General features: G+C 42.2%; 16 protein-coding genes. All 16 read left to right on the forward strand.

From position 1 onward, the window contains the following. Positions 1 to 869 precede the first annotated feature (869 nt). The 16 genes from HGR01_RS09530 to HGR01_RS09605 all read left to right on the forward strand — a co-directional run bounded on the left by HGR01_RS09530 (position 870) and on the right by HGR01_RS09605 (position 16802). Entirely contained in the window at positions 870 to 1736 is an 867-nt protein-coding gene (locus tag HGR01_RS09530; RefSeq protein WP_045874459.1) for a type 1 glutamine amidotransferase domain-containing protein, read from the forward strand. A gap of 67 nt (positions 1737 to 1803) precedes the next feature. After that, positions 1804 to 3510 carry a thiamine pyrophosphate-binding protein gene (locus HGR01_RS09535; RefSeq protein WP_045874460.1) on the forward strand — a complete coding sequence of 569 codons (1707 nt, stop codon included), beginning with the start codon at positions 1804 to 1806 and terminating at the stop codon, positions 3508 to 3510. 146 nt (positions 3511 to 3656) lie between these two features. Continuing rightward, positions 3657 to 4043 carry a nuclear transport factor 2 family protein gene (locus HGR01_RS09540; RefSeq protein WP_071989490.1) on the forward strand — a complete coding sequence of 129 codons (387 nt, stop codon included), beginning with the start codon at positions 3657 to 3659 and terminating at the stop codon, positions 4041 to 4043. 139 nt (positions 4044 to 4182) lie between these two features. Then, positions 4183 to 4626, forward strand: coding sequence for a nuclear transport factor 2 family protein (locus HGR01_RS09545; protein ID WP_045874462.1), 444 nt, complete (start codon positions 4183 to 4185; stop codon positions 4624 to 4626). A 220-nt stretch (positions 4627 to 4846) separates the two neighbouring features. Continuing rightward, entirely contained in the window at positions 4847 to 5239 is a 393-nt protein-coding gene (locus HGR01_RS09550; RefSeq protein WP_045874463.1) for a nuclear transport factor 2 family protein, read from the forward strand. A gap of 170 nt (positions 5240 to 5409) precedes the next feature. Next, positions 5410 to 6126 carry an SDR family oxidoreductase gene (locus HGR01_RS09555; protein WP_045874464.1) on the forward strand — a complete coding sequence of 239 codons (717 nt, stop codon included), beginning with the start codon at positions 5410 to 5412 and terminating at the stop codon, positions 6124 to 6126. Positions 6127 to 6349: 223 nt separating this feature from the next. Then, positions 6350 to 7018, forward strand: a complete 669-nt coding sequence (locus HGR01_RS09560; protein WP_052335452.1) for an NHLP leader peptide family RiPP precursor — start codon at positions 6350 to 6352, stop codon at positions 7016 to 7018. Between the two features lie 263 nt (positions 7019 to 7281). Further along, on the forward strand, positions 7282 to 8313 hold the full coding sequence (locus tag HGR01_RS09565; protein ID WP_045874465.1) for a zinc-dependent alcohol dehydrogenase family protein: 1032 nt from the start codon (positions 7282 to 7284) through the stop codon (positions 8311 to 8313). Positions 8314 to 8367: 54 nt separating this feature from the next. Further along, positions 8368 to 8865 (forward strand): (2Fe-2S)-binding protein, encoded by a 498-nt coding sequence (locus HGR01_RS09570; protein ID WP_228045656.1) that lies wholly within the window; start codon positions 8368 to 8370, stop codon positions 8863 to 8865. A 125-nt stretch (positions 8866 to 8990) separates the two neighbouring features. Then, entirely contained in the window at positions 8991 to 9764 is a 774-nt protein-coding gene (locus tag HGR01_RS09575) for an SDR family oxidoreductase (protein WP_045874467.1), read from the forward strand. Between the two features lie 19 nt (positions 9765 to 9783). After that, positions 9784 to 10896: an XdhC family protein gene (locus tag HGR01_RS09580; protein WP_045874468.1), complete on the forward strand. Its 1113-nt coding sequence runs from the start codon at positions 9784 to 9786 to the stop codon at positions 10894 to 10896. Positions 10897 to 10966: 70 nt separating this feature from the next. Next, positions 10967 to 11914: an NADP-dependent oxidoreductase gene (locus HGR01_RS09585; protein WP_045874469.1), complete on the forward strand. Its 948-nt coding sequence runs from the start codon at positions 10967 to 10969 to the stop codon at positions 11912 to 11914. Positions 11915 to 11927: 13 nt separating this feature from the next. Beyond that, the gene (locus HGR01_RS09590) at positions 11928 to 12545 is read left to right on the forward strand and encodes an NADPH-dependent F420 reductase (protein WP_045874470.1); all 618 of its coding nucleotides are present in this window, start codon (positions 11928 to 11930) and stop codon (positions 12543 to 12545) included. A 659-nt stretch (positions 12546 to 13204) separates the two neighbouring features. Continuing rightward, on the forward strand, positions 13205 to 14221 hold the full coding sequence (locus HGR01_RS09595) for a medium chain dehydrogenase/reductase family protein (RefSeq protein ID WP_045874471.1): 1017 nt from the start codon (positions 13205 to 13207) through the stop codon (positions 14219 to 14221). Positions 14222 to 14247: 26 nt separating this feature from the next. Further along, a complete protein-coding gene (locus HGR01_RS09600) occupies positions 14248 to 16620 on the forward strand; it encodes a xanthine dehydrogenase family protein molybdopterin-binding subunit (RefSeq protein ID WP_045874472.1) in 2373 nt (790 codons plus the stop codon). Beyond that, positions 16596 to 16802 carry a hypothetical protein gene (locus HGR01_RS09605; protein ID WP_045874473.1) on the forward strand — a complete coding sequence of 69 codons (207 nt, stop codon included), beginning with the start codon at positions 16596 to 16598 and terminating at the stop codon, positions 16800 to 16802. The genes HGR01_RS09600 and HGR01_RS09605 overlap by 25 nt, the downstream gene beginning before the upstream one ends. Positions 16803 to 16817 lie beyond the last annotated feature (15 nt).

The raw sequence follows: 16817 nt of genomic DNA on the forward strand, positions 1-16817 counted from the left end.
ATCTCATGAATAGATTGAAAGCGTTCAAGTTCCATTGGAACATTGACACACAAATCTTCTCTTGAGCAGCTGTATTTTCCAAATTGCTGTCCTCTGGCTTTCTTTGCCACTTCTAAGAAATTAAACTTAACTATATTACTATTTAGCGATATTACCAATTTGAGAATTAGATTGACAAAAATAAATGTATATAATTTCTGTACATCTGGATGAGATTTATGCGAAGATAGCTAGGTCAACAAGTTTTTCGTTTTGATTGTCCAAAAATTAAGTTAATTAACAAGCGATCGCGGCCTGTCTAGAGTGGCTAACAACAAATCGCCCATAACAATTTCGTCAGAATGACAAGCAAGTTTTACAATTTGTTATCTCCAAGAGAAAATCATAATTTACATAAAAAATTAAGAATCTGATTGGACAAACTGGAGAAGTAAATATTATTCTAGTAGCGTGTTTTAAAAATTACCCTCTAACAAAATCACTTTATCAGGCGAGGTAATTTTCCGAAATCACGAAAGACGCAAGTGTAGGCTTATAAGTTGCCTACTTGAATACACAAGATAGATACTATCTGGCTTTATGGTTTTCCTCATATAAGCCTGTAATCTGGTGGGTTTTGTCTCAATCCCAAAGATCAACTTTTCTTTAAGTATCAAAGCTGTAGATGCGTATTCCTTATCAGGATAACTAGCGACTCAGCTGCTTCTAACAGGAGTGGCATAGAGGGCGCAGTCGTATCTCCTGCAAGGGTAGTATAGTCACAACAGGGTGCTGAGAAAAACATGGGATTTTTCACGAACAACCTGTAACTATAAATACCATAACTGTGATATTTCTATTTCTGTGAGCCGTAACAAGGAAATAAGACAATGACAAAAAATGTTCTCTTTATCATTTCAGAGTGGGGCTACTGGGGCGAAGAACTCATTGGGCCCTTAGAGGCATGTGATGCTGCTGGATATAACATCACCTTTGTCACCCCCAACGGCAAAAAACCAACACCACTATCTGTAAGTTGTGCGCCTGGTTATATCGATCCCCCATTAGGACGTGGCGTGACTTCAGAAGAAATGGGAGCAAAAACCGTCCGCGTTCATGAGTCAGACAGACTCGACAGCCCTAAGAGTTTAGCTGATTGGTTTCCTCTAAGAGCTTATCCTAGCTCTCCTACATATCTCAGAGATATGGAAGCCTACTACCAAAAAATAGACAAAATTATTGCAGAAGAACTAGTCAATTACGATGCGCTAGTGATTGTTGGTGGTAGTGGCGCACTCATTGATTTAGCTAATAATTCCCGTCTACACGAACTCATCCTTGGCTTTGTCAAACTCAACAAACCTATTGCAGCTGAGTGTTATGGAGTTACCTGTCTAGCATTTGCTAGAGACTTCCGCGAGAAGAAGAGCTTGATTTGGGGTAAGCACGTGACTGGGCACCCAATTGATTACGACTACCTAGACGGTACCGGATTTGAAGGGCCCCACGCTATTGATGGCTCTAAAAAGGGATTTGGCGACGGCTATATTAATTTTGGCCCTCCATTCTACCCTCTAGAATTCATTCTCCGTGACGCTGTTGGCCCCGATGGAGCCTTTATCGGTAACGTTGGTCACCAAACCTCCGTTTTAGTTGATTATCCTTTCATTACCAGTCGTTCTACAGCTTCTTCTGTTGAGTGCGGTCGCATATTAGTAGAAGTCCTAGAGAAAGGACTTACCCGTTATGGATGGTAAACCTGATTAGTCTTTGCAACTCAAACAAGATTAATCAATGACCTAAGCACTAATAACGACAGAATCCATGACTCAAAAAACTGGTCGTTTTGCCATTCTTGAGCAATTTCTCGCAGATGGCATCCACTATATGTTTGGTAACCCAGGCACAGTGGAACAGGGTTTTTTGGATGCCCTGTGGGAATATCCAGATCTCAAGTACATTCTGACTTTGCAAGAAACCGTGGCTGTGATGACAGCCGATGGTTACGCTCGAGCTACCAAAAAGCCAGCATTAGTCCAAATTCATAGTGGCGTTGGTTTAGGTAATGCGATCGGCGCACTTTACCAGGCCATGCGTGGTCACGCCCCTTTGGTAGTCATCGGCGGAGATGCGGGTATCAAATATGCAGCAATGGATGCTCAAATGGCAGCGGATTTGGTCGGTATGGCCAAACCCGTCACTAAATGGGCTGCCACAGTCAATGAGCCATCTTCATTGCTGAGAATGCTCCGCAGAGCCATTAAGATTGCCTCTACACCCCCGATGGGGCCAGTTTATCTCTGCCTTCCTCAAGATATTTTGGATGCGCCTGTAGTCGAGCCAATCATACCTACCTTGACTCCTTCTACTCGTGTAGTACCAGACGATGAGACAGTTAAGGCAGTGGCCCAGACTCTAGTAGCTGCCAAAAAACCCATGATTTTTGTTGGCGATGGAGTTGCTTATTCTGGAGCCCAGGCAGAGTTAACCAAAGTTGCCGAACTTCTAGGGGCTGAGGTTTGGGATGTAGACTCTGGAGAAGTCAACATTAGCTATGCTCACCCTCTATATCAAGGGGCGACAGGGCATATGTTTGGCTCTAGTAGTCTGCCAATTACCACCAAAGGAGATGTCAATCTAGTTTGTGGCACTTATATGGTGCCAGAGGTCTTTCCGGAACTAGGAAATATATTTGCTCCCGGCGCAAAGGTGATTCATATTGATTTGAACGCCTATGAAATTGCCAAGAATCACCCAGTAGATGTAGGGATTGTCAGCGATCCCAAACTGACACTGGCTAAACTAGCAGATGCGATCAAAGACATCCTTACTGCACAAGAGCAAAGCGCAGCTCAAACCAGAGCCGCAGAGATTGGTAAGGCTAAAGCAGACAAGATTGCTGCTGCTAAGGCAGCCGATCAAGCTGTCAGGGACTCAGTTCCTCTGCATTTCTCTCGGTTTATGGAAGAGCTTGCACCTCTGTTACCAGAAGATGCAATCTTCTTTGATGAAGCCTTGACCTCTTCACCCAATATCATTAGGTATAAGCCACCCAGCAAGCCAGATCATTATTTTCTCACCCGTGGAGGTTCTCTAGGGGTAGGGATTCCTGGGGCAATTGGTGCTAAATTGGCTAATCCTGACAAAAAGGTGATTGGCTTTACAGGTGATGGCGGTGGGATGTATACCATCCAAGCTCTCTGGACAGCAGCTCGTCATAATGTAGATGCCATATTCATCATTTGCAATAACCGTTCTTACAAGCTATTGCAATTGAATATTCAAGCTTACTGGCAAGAACAAAGTGTTGCCAAGCATGACTTTCCCTTAAGTTTTGACTTGTCGAAGCCAGTACTGCGCTTTGATGAAATGGCTCGTTCTATGGGGGTTGAAGCCATCCGAGTCGAGAAGCCAGAAGAGATTGCCCCAGCAATTAAGCAGGCATTAGCACATAATGGCCCTTTCCTCATCGATGTTGTCTTAGAGGGTGATGTTCGCCCAGACATGATTGGGATTCGGTGTGGTCAATAAAGGAGCTAGGGGATGAGGGGCTAGGAGAGCAGAGGAAGCAGAGGAGCAGAGGAGAAATCAAATACGCCCAATGCCCAATGCCCAATGCCCCATGCCCCATGCCCCATTCACGATTTTGAGTCTAGTTTCATAAGGATGCCTTAAGTATGAGTACTACTACTACACCAGGTCGTCAGTTCTTCGATGAACACATGAAGTACATCGTCGCTAAAGACGTGGTTGGCATGGTGACCAATACCTATACAGAAGATGCGATTCTGTATAATGCTTTTCCTTTTTTAGATACACCACCCCCAAATGTAATTCAGGGGAGAGAAGCATTAATCAAAGCTTTTGAAGGTTACCTAGAATATCAAGGCGAAATTCAAGTTGATTCTTTATACAACTTTTTAGAAACTGACGACGTAATTTCCTTCCAAGCAACAATTACCTCTCCCAAAACAGGTAAGTGGGCAGTAGGTGATGTGTGGGTGCTTCAAGATGGCAAGGTGGCTCGTCACTTTGGTTTTGCTCACAGGCTAGGAGATGCTTAATAACCATCTGGGCTGGTAAGGTGTTTTAGTACTACGAAGGTTCATTTAAGTTGTAAATCTGTTGCGTTGATTAAATCTGCGGTTCTGTAGCAACATCCCAACTTTTGAGTAATTAACTGTTCAATAAAGGAAATAAATCATGAGTGAGCTAGCACCACTAACTCAACCAGAAATTCTAGAATTTGCAAAAGCTTGGTATAGAAAACTAGACATTCACGTTCCTGTGGACGAATATGCTCCTCTGTTAGCCTCAGACGTAGAATTGAGGTTTCCTGAAGCCACAGTTAAAGGCTTTGAAGGATATAGCGGTTGGTACGATCGCGTCATCAATATTTTCTTTGATGAAGTCCATACCGTCAAAGAAGTAACAGTTAAATCTGCGACAGCCGAAAAAGCAGATGTACAGGTGGTGGTGAAATGGGAAGCCAGTGTTTGGAAGGCTCCAGCAGCTACTAGCGAACGCATTGTTTTAGATGCTTATCAAACATGGGAAGTTAAGCGATCGCCCGAAACCAATAAACCAGTAATCTCTGTTTATATAGTTGATGAACTCAAATACTACGAGGGTTCAGCTACATTGTAAATAATAGAGAACTCTTAACAGATAACATGAAAAACAGAAGATTACATAGATAGATTTTTAGCAAAATAAATTATCCCTGATAGAACGGGAAAAAATCTCATCTATTGCTGATTCTATATACAGAATAAAGCTAAAATTATCTGCTTTTTTTGTCTGTTAAGAGTTCTTTTTACCTAGTCTAAAGGGTTTGTGTAATCAAAATTTACGGAGAATCGAAAATATGGGCAAGCCTCCCGATACTGCTTTAGGAAGACTATACGAAGAACATATTCAATTAATCCTGAAAAAGGATATTGAAGCATTATTAAATCAATATACTGAAGATGCAGTTTTAATTAGCAGCTTTGAGAAAGTTCCTAAATATTTTCGCGGACGCAAAGAACTCGAAGAACACTTTCAAGGCATCCTAGGAATTGAAGGGTTACAGACAGATATTGCTTTTTGGGCAGAAACAGAAAATCCCCAAACCCTAATGATTGTTGAAGCTATTACTATGCAGGCTGGGGGACAAGAAGCTAAGATGCGGTTTGCCGATAGTTGGGTTTTGAGAGATGGCAAAATAGCTATTCACTTTGCTGGCATGACTCAATATCCCGATGGCACAGTAGCTTAGATTAGTTACATAATACTGATTTAAATACCATCACAGCAGTTGTTAACCTATAAGTACGTTAGCAGTTAGCGTCTTCATGGGTAAGTCCTGGGTAGAGTATGTGCAGAGTAAATAATTGCTGAGTAATTTATTGACTCAGCAATTATAGCTATCTATTTATTACCGAAATCATGGATTTAACCAATCAAAAAATAGTCATTATTGGTGGTAGTTCGGGAATTGGATTAGCAACCGCAAAAGCAGTTGTGGCTGCAGGGGGAAATGTCGTAATTGCTAGCCGTTCAGAAGCCAAATTAAACGCTGCTCAAGCTGAGATTGGTGAACGGGTAACTACCTTTAGCTTAGACATCACCAATGAAGAAGAAGTGCAAAAATTATTTTCCACAGTTGGTAGTTTTGATGGTTTAGTCATCACTATTTCTGTAGAAGCTATGGGTGCATTTCTGGAATTAGATTCCCAAGTAGCCCGCCAGATATTTGAAAATAAATTTTGGGGGCACTATTATGCTGCTAAATATGGTGCAGCCCAACTCAAACCTAGTGGTGCGATCATCTTCTTTTCTGGTTATGCATCGCAAAAACCAGTATCTAATCTTTCTATCATGGCATCTGTGAATGGAGCGCTGGAAGCATTAGCTCGTTCTTTAGCAGTGGAACTCAGTCCGATTCGAGTTAATGTTGTGTCTCCTGGTTTAGTAGCAACTCCTCTCTATGAAGGAATACCAGCAGAACAACGGCAAAACTACTTTAATTATGTAGCTGATTCTCTACCTGTAAAACGGATAGCTCAACCAGAAGATATTGCGGAGACAGTTCTATATTTAATCAACAACAAGTTTACAACTGGTGCGGTTATTGATGTAGATGGTGGAGCGAGGTTAGTATAAGAGGCTATTTATAAAGTAAAAATAAAATTACTGTAGGGGTTGCCTAACGCATTATTTATGCGGCTATTCCCTACAGCTAAATTTTATTTTCTCTGATTACCAAATTATTTTATGTCCGTAATAAAACCTACTTAAGATTTACTTATAAATAGTCTTGCAATGCTTTAGTAAAAAACTGGTACAATCAGAGAAACAACCAAACAATTGCTTGGAGTTAGCCACAATGTTAAGTGCAGTTAAAAGAACTTGGGCAGGAGTAGACGTAACTGGATTTGACCCTTATAAAGACGCTTTACAAGCACGGTTAATTAATCTTATTTGGAATGATGAAAACCTCAAACAAGAAATTCTGAAAAATCCGAAAGCTGTGTTTGAAAGGGAAACAGGAATTAAATTCCCTGCAGAATTAGAGGTTCGAGTGTTAGAGGAAGATGAAGATGAATTCTATATTGTGATTCCACCTCTACCTCCAACACAAGCCCAATGGGAGAATTTCTATCAGCAAATGTCTGTTTGGTGGACGTTAACATATACATGGTGGTGGTGGATTTACCGCACTAAAACAGAGAACGCTGTACCTTTCAGAGAAGGTTTAGAATCCCTCATCATTGTTCGTTTCATGCAAGATGAATCTTTAAGGCATCAACTTTTTACTGAACCAAAAACAGCTTTAGAAAAGCAAGCAGGTATTCAACTTCCTGCTAATATCAAAGTCCAACCATTAGCAGAAACTCAAAATCTTGCTTATTTTGTTCTGCCGAAGAATCCACAACTAGAAAAGCGTGTAAATGGAGGAGTAGGAGAAGCATGGATGGCAGCCCATACTTGGTTTTGGTGGTTAACATCCTTACGAATCAGAACGTCTGCTTTGGAAGCTACTAATTATAATTAAATATAGTAGCGGTAGGTAACAAGTTATCTCACTCTCAAGAATGCTATTTAAGAAGGCATAAGTCAGAGGGCAGAAGGCAGAGAGTAGAAGGATGGATCAAGATTTTTATCCTTGTTTGCTAAATTGAAAATGCTTCTTATACAGGTACCCATACTAGGTAGTTCCGGATTGCATTTTCATATTTTGATATTTGGTGGCGAAACCTGTTTCATTGGGATTGCCTTCTGCCCTTTACTTTTCTTGAGAACATCACAAATTTGCCCATGAAAGCACAAGTAATTGAAGAACTTGGGGATACTAGCGTATTCAAAGAAGTAGATTTGCCAAAACCAGAAGCTATACCTGGTCACATTTTAATTCGTGTGTTTGCCTCAAGCGTTAACCCACTGGATTATGTGATCCGAGATCCCAAGTACATGACTTATATTACTGATGAAAGATATGCTCAGGCGTTCAGCCAGGCGATTGTACCAGACTTACCAGCAGTGATACATGGTGATGTTGCTGGGGTTGTGGAAGAAGTGGGAGAAGGAGTAAACAAATTCCAGCCTGGTGATGAAGTTTATGCTTGTGCAGGCGGTTTGCGAGGTTTTGGTGGGGCTTTAGCTGACTATATGTTGGTTGATGCTGATTTAGCAGCTTTAAAGCCTAAGTCACTGACGATGGCAGAAACTGCTGCACTTCCCTTAGTTGCAATCACTGCTTGGCTGGCCTTGATAGACAGAGTGCAGATTAAGCCCGGACAGAATGTGTTAGTACATGCAGCTACAGGCGGTGTAGGTCATATTGGGCTGCAACTTGCCAAATGGGTTGGGGCAAAAGTTTTTACAACAGCTTCTTCTGAAAAAAAGTTAGCGATCGCCTATGAATTAGGTGCAGATGTTGCTATTAATTATCGCACGCAAACTGTGGCAGAGTACGTCAAACAGTATACGGATGGCAAAGGTTTTGATGTAGTTTTTGATACTGTTGGTTTCGATAATCTCGATCGCTCCTTTGAGGCTGTTGCAGTCAATGGCATAGTTGCAACCACAATGGCTTGGAATAATCATGACCTGAGTCCAGTTCATTTAAAGGGAGTAACTCTACATGCTGTCTGGTGGGAAATTTCTATGCTTTATGGTATTGATCGCGCACACCACGGCGAGATATTGGCCAAGCTTTCTCAACTCATAGATGAAGGCAAAATCCGCCCCTTAATAGATCCAAAATCCTTTAGCTTTGCTGATATAGCAGCAGCGCATCAATATGCTGAATCTGGTCAGGCAATTGGGAAAATAACTTTGACGCGATAATTTGCTAGCTTGGTATAAATTTGTCTGGAATTTTGGTATAAATTTAGTCTGGAATTGCAGACAAATAATTTAGAACAAGCTACATCTATGGAAATTTCCTTGAGAGTTAATGGTAAAAAATATACAGCAGATGTTGAACCCAATCTACTGTTATTAGACTTGCTCAGAGATCATCTTGGTTTAACAGGTACAAAAGATGATGGCGGTTCGACTTCTGGTGTGTGTACAATTTTACTCAATGGCGTATCGGTAAAAAGCTCATTTGTGCTAGCAGTGCAAGCGGATGGTGGCGATATTGTTACCATTGAAGGTATTGCTAAAAACGGGCAACTGAGCGTTATTCAAGAAGCATTCTGGGAAAAGCACGCAGTGCAAAACGGCTTTTGTACACCAGCAATGATCTTGTCTTCAATGGATCTCTTGCAAAAAAATCCCAATCCTACAGAAACAGAAATTCGTGCTTGGTTAGATGGGATTTATTCACGAGATACAGGCTATCAAAATGTTGTCAGTGCCATTAAATATGCAGCTGAAAAATTACAGCAAAGCTAGGTAGTGGTGACCGGAGTGATGAGGGTGATAAGGGAGAGGTGGGAGATGAGGGAGACAAAATAATATTCCCAATTGCGCCCTGTTCCCTGTTCCCTAGATAAAAATCATATGGAGTGAATAAAGCTATGAAACTTGAAGGTAGTGTAGTTCTAATTACAGGTGCGAGTGGTGGTATTGGAAAAGAGTTCATTCAGGGATTACTAGGCGCTGGTGTTGGGAAAATCTACGCCGCAGCTCGTAGAGTAGAGGCTCTGGAAAGTTTGAAGGCTAATAATCCTGACAAAATTGTGCCGATAAAACTTGATATTACTAACCTAGCTCAAGTTAATGAAGCAGCAGCCCAATACCAAGATGTCAATGTACTGATCAATAACGCTGGGATTACCCATGACCAAGGAGTAATTTCTGCACCAAATATGGATGGTGCACGTCAGGAAATGGAAACCAACTACTTTGGGACAATGGGGATGTGTCGCGCCTTCGCTCCTGTACTAAAAGCAAATGGTGGGGGAGTAATCGTCAACCTAGTTTCTTTCTTAGGTAAAATTAACCTCCCCTTTTTGGGTACATACTGCGCGTCTAAGGCAGCAGAATTATCCCTAACTCAATGTGTGCGTGCAGAATTAGCAGCCCAAGGAACCCTAGTAGTTGCCGTTATGCCAGGTTCAGTCGATACTGAATTTGCTAAGTATTATCCACCGCCAAAGGTTGCACCCGCAGAAGTTGTTAGAGTAGCTTTAGATGCTGTCATTAATGAAGTTGAAGATGTCTATCCAGGCGACCAAGCAACTTATTTGGCAGCTGAACTGCTCAAAGATCCTAAAGGTATAGAAAAATACCTTGCAGGGATGTTACCAGGTATATTGGAGCAGCAAAAACAGCAGCAAGAACAGCAATAGCAATTGAGGTAAAGCACCGATGAAAGAAGTAATAGATGAAGTCGAACAATGGCTAAATCTGGGCCATACTGTAGCATTAGCAACTGTGGTCAAAACCTTAGGTTCCAGCCCTAGGGAAGTCGGTGCTGTAATGGCGGTTAACGATGCTGGAGAAGTTCTTGGTTCTGTTAGCGGTGGTTGTGTAGAAGCAGCCGTGGTAGAAGAAGCTCTGATAGTCATCCAATCAGGCGAACCACGGCTGTTAAGCTATGGGGTCAGTGATGAATTGGGTCTATCGGTTGGCTTAACCTGCGGCGGGACAATTCAAATTTTTATCCAGCAGTTCTCAGACAAATTACATAGCAGTAATCTCAGTTTGAGGGAGATTTTCCAAGCAATTCGCCAATCATTACAGAAACCCATAGCTATCTGTACAGTGGTGGAGGGAATGCAAGCAGGAGCCAAGATGATTGTCAACGACAAGGGCGATCGCTTGGGTTCCCTCGGTAATGCAGAGATTGATTGCATAGTTGCTGATGATGCTCAAGGAATGTTGCATCAAGGGCTGACTAAATTGTCTGACTTTGCTTTAAATGAAGAATGTCGGCAAGCAGAGGTCACAGTTTTTATAGAGTCTTTTGCTCCACCACCTCACTTAATTATTTTTGGTGCCATTGACTTCACGCGATCGCTCTCTGTATTAGCTAAAGTCCTGGGTTACCGGGTGACTGTTTGCGATGCGCGCGATAGCTTTGCCACAGTTGCACGTTTTCCCGCAGCTGATGAGGTGATTGTGGAATGGCCCCATAAATACTTAGAAAGCACTCATGTAGACCACCGGACTATGATTGTTGTTCTCACTCATGACCCCAAATTTGATGTCCCCGCTTTAGTTAGCGCTGTGAGAACACCAGCCGCTTATATTGGGGCAATGGGTAGCCGCAGAACTACTAAAGATAGAATCAGTCGTCTTCAAGAAGCTGGACTGACTGAGGCGGAAATTAACCGGATTTCTGCCCCAATTGGGCTAGATATCGGTGCTCGTACCTCCGAAGAGACAGCAGTTTCAATTATGGCTGAAGTGATTGCCCAAAGAAGCGGGCGTAGTGGCGGACGGCTATCTCACAATGAAAAGCCAATTCACGCCAGATAGTGAAGCATTACTTCAGTAAATCACGCCAGTGGCGTGATTTTCCTCTAGCGATGAAGATTTAGGAAAATTTATGAAAGCAGTACGCACTCATTCCTACGGCAAACCAGAGGTACTTGTTTATGAAGATGCTCTTCTTCCTGGAATTGGTTCAGAAGAAGTTTTAGTTGAGGTTCATGCTGCTGGAGTAAATCCCCTAGATTGTAAAATCCGTGAAGGTCGCATGAAAGCGATTTTTGATTATCCTAAACCCTTCATTTTGGGATTGGATATGTCCGGTAAAGTCGCGGCGATTGGATCAGCAGTGCAAAACTTCCATTTAGGTCAAGAGGTTTATGGAGTTGCAGAAGTGAGCCGTTCTGGTGCTTACGGCGAATATGCGATCGCGCAACCGCAAAAGTTAGCTGCAAAACCAAAAACCCTCGATTATATTCAAGCCGCATCTATTCCCGTTGTTGCTATGACAGCATGGCAAGCTTTATTTGATGTCGCGGGAGTATCACCAGGGCAAACCGTACTCATCCATGCGGCATCGGGTGGTGTTGGGATATTTGCTGTACAGTTGGCTAAGTTAAAGGGAGCCAAAGTCATCGGCACAGCATCAGCTAATAATTTAGAGTTGGTCAAGGAATTAGGCGCTGATGAGGTGATAGATTACAAAACCACTAAATTTGAAGATGTCGTCAGCAATGTAGATATGGTTTTAGATACAATCGGTGGCGATACACGGGAACGTTCTTGGGGAGTCATTAAACCTAATGGCATTTTGGTTTCGTTAATTTCCTCTCTTCCTCCCTCTCAAGCGACTGCTCTAGAAAAAGGCGTTCGTGCGGTGGGATTGGTGATGCAGCCTCAAGCTTCGCAATTAACAGAAATCGCGGCGCTGTTAGATAGCGGCAAAATTAAAACTGTTGTTGGTAAAGTATTACCTCTGGCTGCAGCTCGTCAAGCGCATGAATTGATTGAGAATGGCGGGATTCGGGGAAAAATTGTGCTGCAAGTCGAACAATCGTCAACATAGTTAATAGTTAATCATGAAAATCGGAATTCTCGGTGCAGGTAATATTGGCGGTAATCTGGGTAAAATCTGGGCAGCAAAGGGACATGAGATTTTTTTTGCTGTGCGAGAACCTCACAGTGATAAGGTAAAAGCTTTATTGAATGAGTTAGGGTCTAGCGTTCACACAGGTAGTTTACAAGAAGCTGTCTCTTTCGGAGAAGTGGTGTTACTAGCTGTACATTGGCAAAACGTACCAGCAGTTTTACAAGAAATTCAAGGGCTGATGAGCGATAAAATTCTCATCGACAGCACTAATCGCATGATACCCCCGCCTCCTGATACTACTGGTTCAGCAGCTGAGGATATTGCTAGGGCACTCCCTGGAGCTAAAGTAATAAAAGCGTTCAGTACTCTGGGTGCAAACAATCTCACTAATTTAAAGTTTGGCTCTGAAGATGCTAGCACTTTTATTTGTGGCGATGACCCAAAAGCTAAAGCTATAGTTACCCAACTGGGAGAAGAACTTGGTTTTGATGTAGTGGATGCAGGACTATTAAATACTGCTCCTTTAATAGAGTCTTTAACTAAGCTTTGGGTACAGATATCACGTAACTATGGTAGAGAAATTGCCTTGAAGTTATTGCGACGGTGAAATTTATAGGAATATACCATTCAATTACAGTAGGAAAGAAGATAAATTGATAAATTGAGTTTCTGCTTTTTACCCAACAATTGATTTTAAATTTTATAAATTATCAATGAGTAACTTTTCGTGCGTTACGGCTCAATACTTGTCGGTTAAGGGCAAAAGGGGAAGGGGAAAAGGGGCAAGAAAAAACCTTTAACCCTTACCCTTTCTCCTGCAAAGACGCTACGCGTAGCTTGCTGAAGCGCAGGGATACACCTTTTACCCAAACCAAATTCCGAGTTGAAAATCCTTAACCGAGCAGTATTGCGTTACGGCTTACACCTAACGCACACTACCAAATACTTAATTTATATTAATTAATCTTGTTAAATTTTATAAATTACTAATTAGTTATATATAAAACCAAAATTTTCATCTATTTAAATACATGAAAGTATTTATGCTGATATAAAACAATTACTTATCATAGATAGACAAGACAATATCAATCAAAGCTAGTAATAGAAAAGATTTCCAGATAATTGTCAAACTTGATACTTTTGGTAAAATGGTCAATTTAAGCAACTAGATGAGAATCATCTCCCTTGATTGCTGTCTTAATTAACAGTTATTCTGTTCTTAATTATCAGGGACTTTTACCTTAGTATTGGAATTGACAATTTATGAAAAATCAATGCGTACTAGTGACAGCTAAAGGCGGTTCAGAAAATTTAAAGTTAGTTGAGCAAGATATTTCTGAACCAAAACTTGGACAAGTGCGGATTAAGATTTTAGCAACCGGGGTTTCTAGTGCAGATATATTAATGCGTGAGGGAGTGTATCCGGTAGATCCTCCCTCTTTTCCATTTGTTCCGGGATATGACATTGTCGGAATTATTGACAAATGCGGTGATGGAGTCAACAAATTCCAAATAGGTCAGAAAGTCGCGGCATTAACTAAGATTGGTGGCTACGCAAAGTTTATTAATTTATCAGAAAATGACTTGGTATTAATGCCTGATGGACTTGATCCCGTAGAAGCTGTAGCAGTCATCTTAAATTACCTCACAGCTTATCAAATATTGCACCGCATTGCAGAAGTCAAAGCTGGTGAAAAAGTATTACTTTACGCTGCTGCTGGGGGTGTTGGTACAGCATTTCTACAGTTAGGTCAATTAGCAGGGCTGGAGATGTATGGTACAGCATCTCCAGAAAAACATCAAACAATTATCGAATTGGGAGCCACTCCCATTGACTATAGAAATGGCAATGTTGAAGAAAGAATTAAGAGTCTCACTGGTGATGGTGTAGATGTGGTTTTGGATTCCATTGGTGGAGAAAATTGTTTCCGTTCTTATCAAACTTTGCGACCACAAGGTAGGATAGTAACTTTTGGCGCTTCATTCATTTTGCACGGACAAGCAGAACCAGATTTACAAGAAGTATTCTTTTGGTGGCGTGCATCTTTAGCATTAAATTTAATATCTAAAGATAAACAAGTCTTAACTTATGCCATTTCGACTTTTAAACAAGAACATCATGGCTGGTATTTAGAAGATTTAACAACTCTTCTTAAATTGTTAGCTGAAAAGAAAATTCAGCCGTTAATTGATAAAACAATGAGTTTATCAGAAGCTAAGGAAGCACATCATTTACTTGATACACAAGCGGTAAGAGGTAAGATAGTTTTATTGCCTTAATTTAGAAGAGTTAACTAAAAGAGAATATGGCTCAACCAATATTGGGAACCTCTATTAAACGGCGGGAAGATCCAGAATTATTACGCGGGGAAGCCAAATTTACAGCAGATATCACTCTGCCAAATATGTTACACATGGCAATTTTGCACAGTACTGAGGCTCATGCTCTGATTAAGAGCATTGATACCAGTGTGGCAGAAAAAATGCCAGGAGTGGTGCGAGTAATTACAGGAGCCGATACTAGCGCAATTTTTCCCCTCCCCGTGATTATGAATCCTGGCGGTGCAGAGGCGAAATTTCCACCCCATCCCTATGGCATACCAGCAGGTCAAACTATCTTAGCTATCAATAAAGTACGCTATGTTGGCGATTTTGTGGCTGTGGTGGTGGCCCAAACCCGTCAACAAGCATATGACGCTCTTAAAGGCATTCAGGTAGAGTACGAGCCGCTACCAGTTGTGACTGATGCTGAGGAAGCGCTGCAGCCAGATGCACCGCAACTATATGACAACATACCTGGTAATTTGAACCAGTATGCCAGTTATGGAGATAAAGAAGCCACAGAAAAAGCGATCGCAGCTGCTGAGGTAGTGATTAAGCAAAAAATTCGCATTCCCCGGGTGATTGCCAATTCTAGCGAAACCCGAGCCACGATCGCAGATTACAATCCCGAAACTGGAGACTATACCCTGTGGACAAATACCCAAATTCCCCACGGTAACCGCTTTTTGCTATCACAATTAGTTTTAGGAATTCCCTACAACAAACTGCGGGTGATTGTTCCCCACATGGGCGGAAGCTACGGTTCTAAAGGATATCTGTATTCAGATACAGCTATTACCTTGTTTTTAGCTAAAGAACTCGGTCGCCCGGTCAAGTGGGTAGATACTCGTCAAGGGTTAGCACGTACCACCGTTCATTCCCACGATCATATAGAGTATGCCACCCTGGCGGGTAACAGAGATGGCAAAATTACAGCCCTCTATTGCACCAACTACGCCAACCTTGGCGCTTTTTCTGGTACCAACGGCCCTGGCGCGCCTACAAGTTTGACAGGGCGCAGCATATCGGGGGCTTATGCCATTGAGCATCCTTTTTATGAAGTTTATTGCGTATTCACCAACACTACCCAAACAGGCCCAATTCGTGGTGCGGGAAGGACAGAAGCCCACTGTGTAATTGAGCGTTTGGTTGACCTCTTTGCTGATGAAATCGGTTTAGATCCAGCCGAAGTCCGCCGTCAAAACATGGTTCCTCCCGATCAGTTCCCTTACAAGAACGGTTTGGGCTGGACTTATGACTCCGGTAATTATCAAGTCGCCCTTGATAAAGCCTTAGAAATGGTGGATTACAAAAATATTCCCCAACTCAAAGAACAAGCCAAGGCGCGAGGTAAATATTTAGGTGTCGGAATTGGTTCCTTTGTCGCCATATCTGGTGTTGGCCCTTCGCCAATTATGGCTACAGATATTGGTCTCAATGGTAGTACTTGGGGTAGCGTTCACCTGCGCGTACATCCCACAGGTGATGTTAGTTTAATTACAGGTAGTCAGCCCCACGGTCAAGGTCATGTAACCACCTTCTCTCAAGTTGCTGCCCAAGAACTAGGGATTGATATTGAACGCATTGAGGTAATACATTCCGATACCAGAGGTGCTGTTTACGCTCAGGGTAGTTATGGTTCCCGGAGCTTCAGCGTTGAAGGTGCGACAGTTTATAAAGCTGCCCAAAAGATTAACGAAAAAGCCCGAAAAATGGCAGCTCATATCTTCAAAGTTCCAGAGGATGAGATTATTGTTGAGGATGGTAAATTCTATCCTAAAAATCAACCAGATCAAGTCAAAACCATACAGGATATAGCCTTAGCCCTTTGGTATGCTTGGGATTTACCACCAGGAATGGAACCAGGCTTAGAAGTCATTACCTTCTTCGATCCACCAGATTTTAGCTATCCCTTTGGTACTCATATTGCCGTCGTGGAAGTCGATCAAGAAACTGGTGAAGTTGAAGTAGTGCGCTACGTCGCAGTCAATGATTTTGGCAATGTGGGCAATCCAATGATTGTTGATGGTCAAACCCACGGCAATATTTATCTAGGGATTAGCCAAGCCTTATTTGAAGAAGCTGTTTATGATGAGTCTGGCAAAATCCTCACAGACGACCTCACCAGTTATGCGATCGCTAAACCTTCTGACTTACCCCACTTTGAACTAGCGCGTACCGTCACCCCCACACCACATAACCCTTTAGGAGCCAAAGGAGCTGGGGATGTCAGCAATCCACCCGTAGCACCTGCAATCGTCAATGCTGTTTGCGATGCTCTTACTCCTCTAGGAGTCAAGCATCTGAATATGCCTTTGACACCAGAGAAAGTGTGGCGGGCGATGAATGGGGTGTAGGTGATTGGGGACTGGGGATTGGGGATTGGGGATTGGGGACTGGGGATTGGGAAGATGAGGGGGATGAGGGGGATGAGGGGGATGAGGGGGATGAGGGGAAAATTTCCATTACCCATTACCCATTACCCATTCCCAAACCCCAATTTTATAAATTAAAACCCACGGCAATTAATAATAAGTAAAGAGAAAGCAACATA

It is taken from the genome of Tolypothrix sp. PCC 7712, from assembly GCF_025860405.1.
Taxonomy (GTDB): Bacteria; Cyanobacteriota; Cyanobacteriia; order Cyanobacteriales; family Nostocaceae; genus Aulosira; species Aulosira diplosiphon.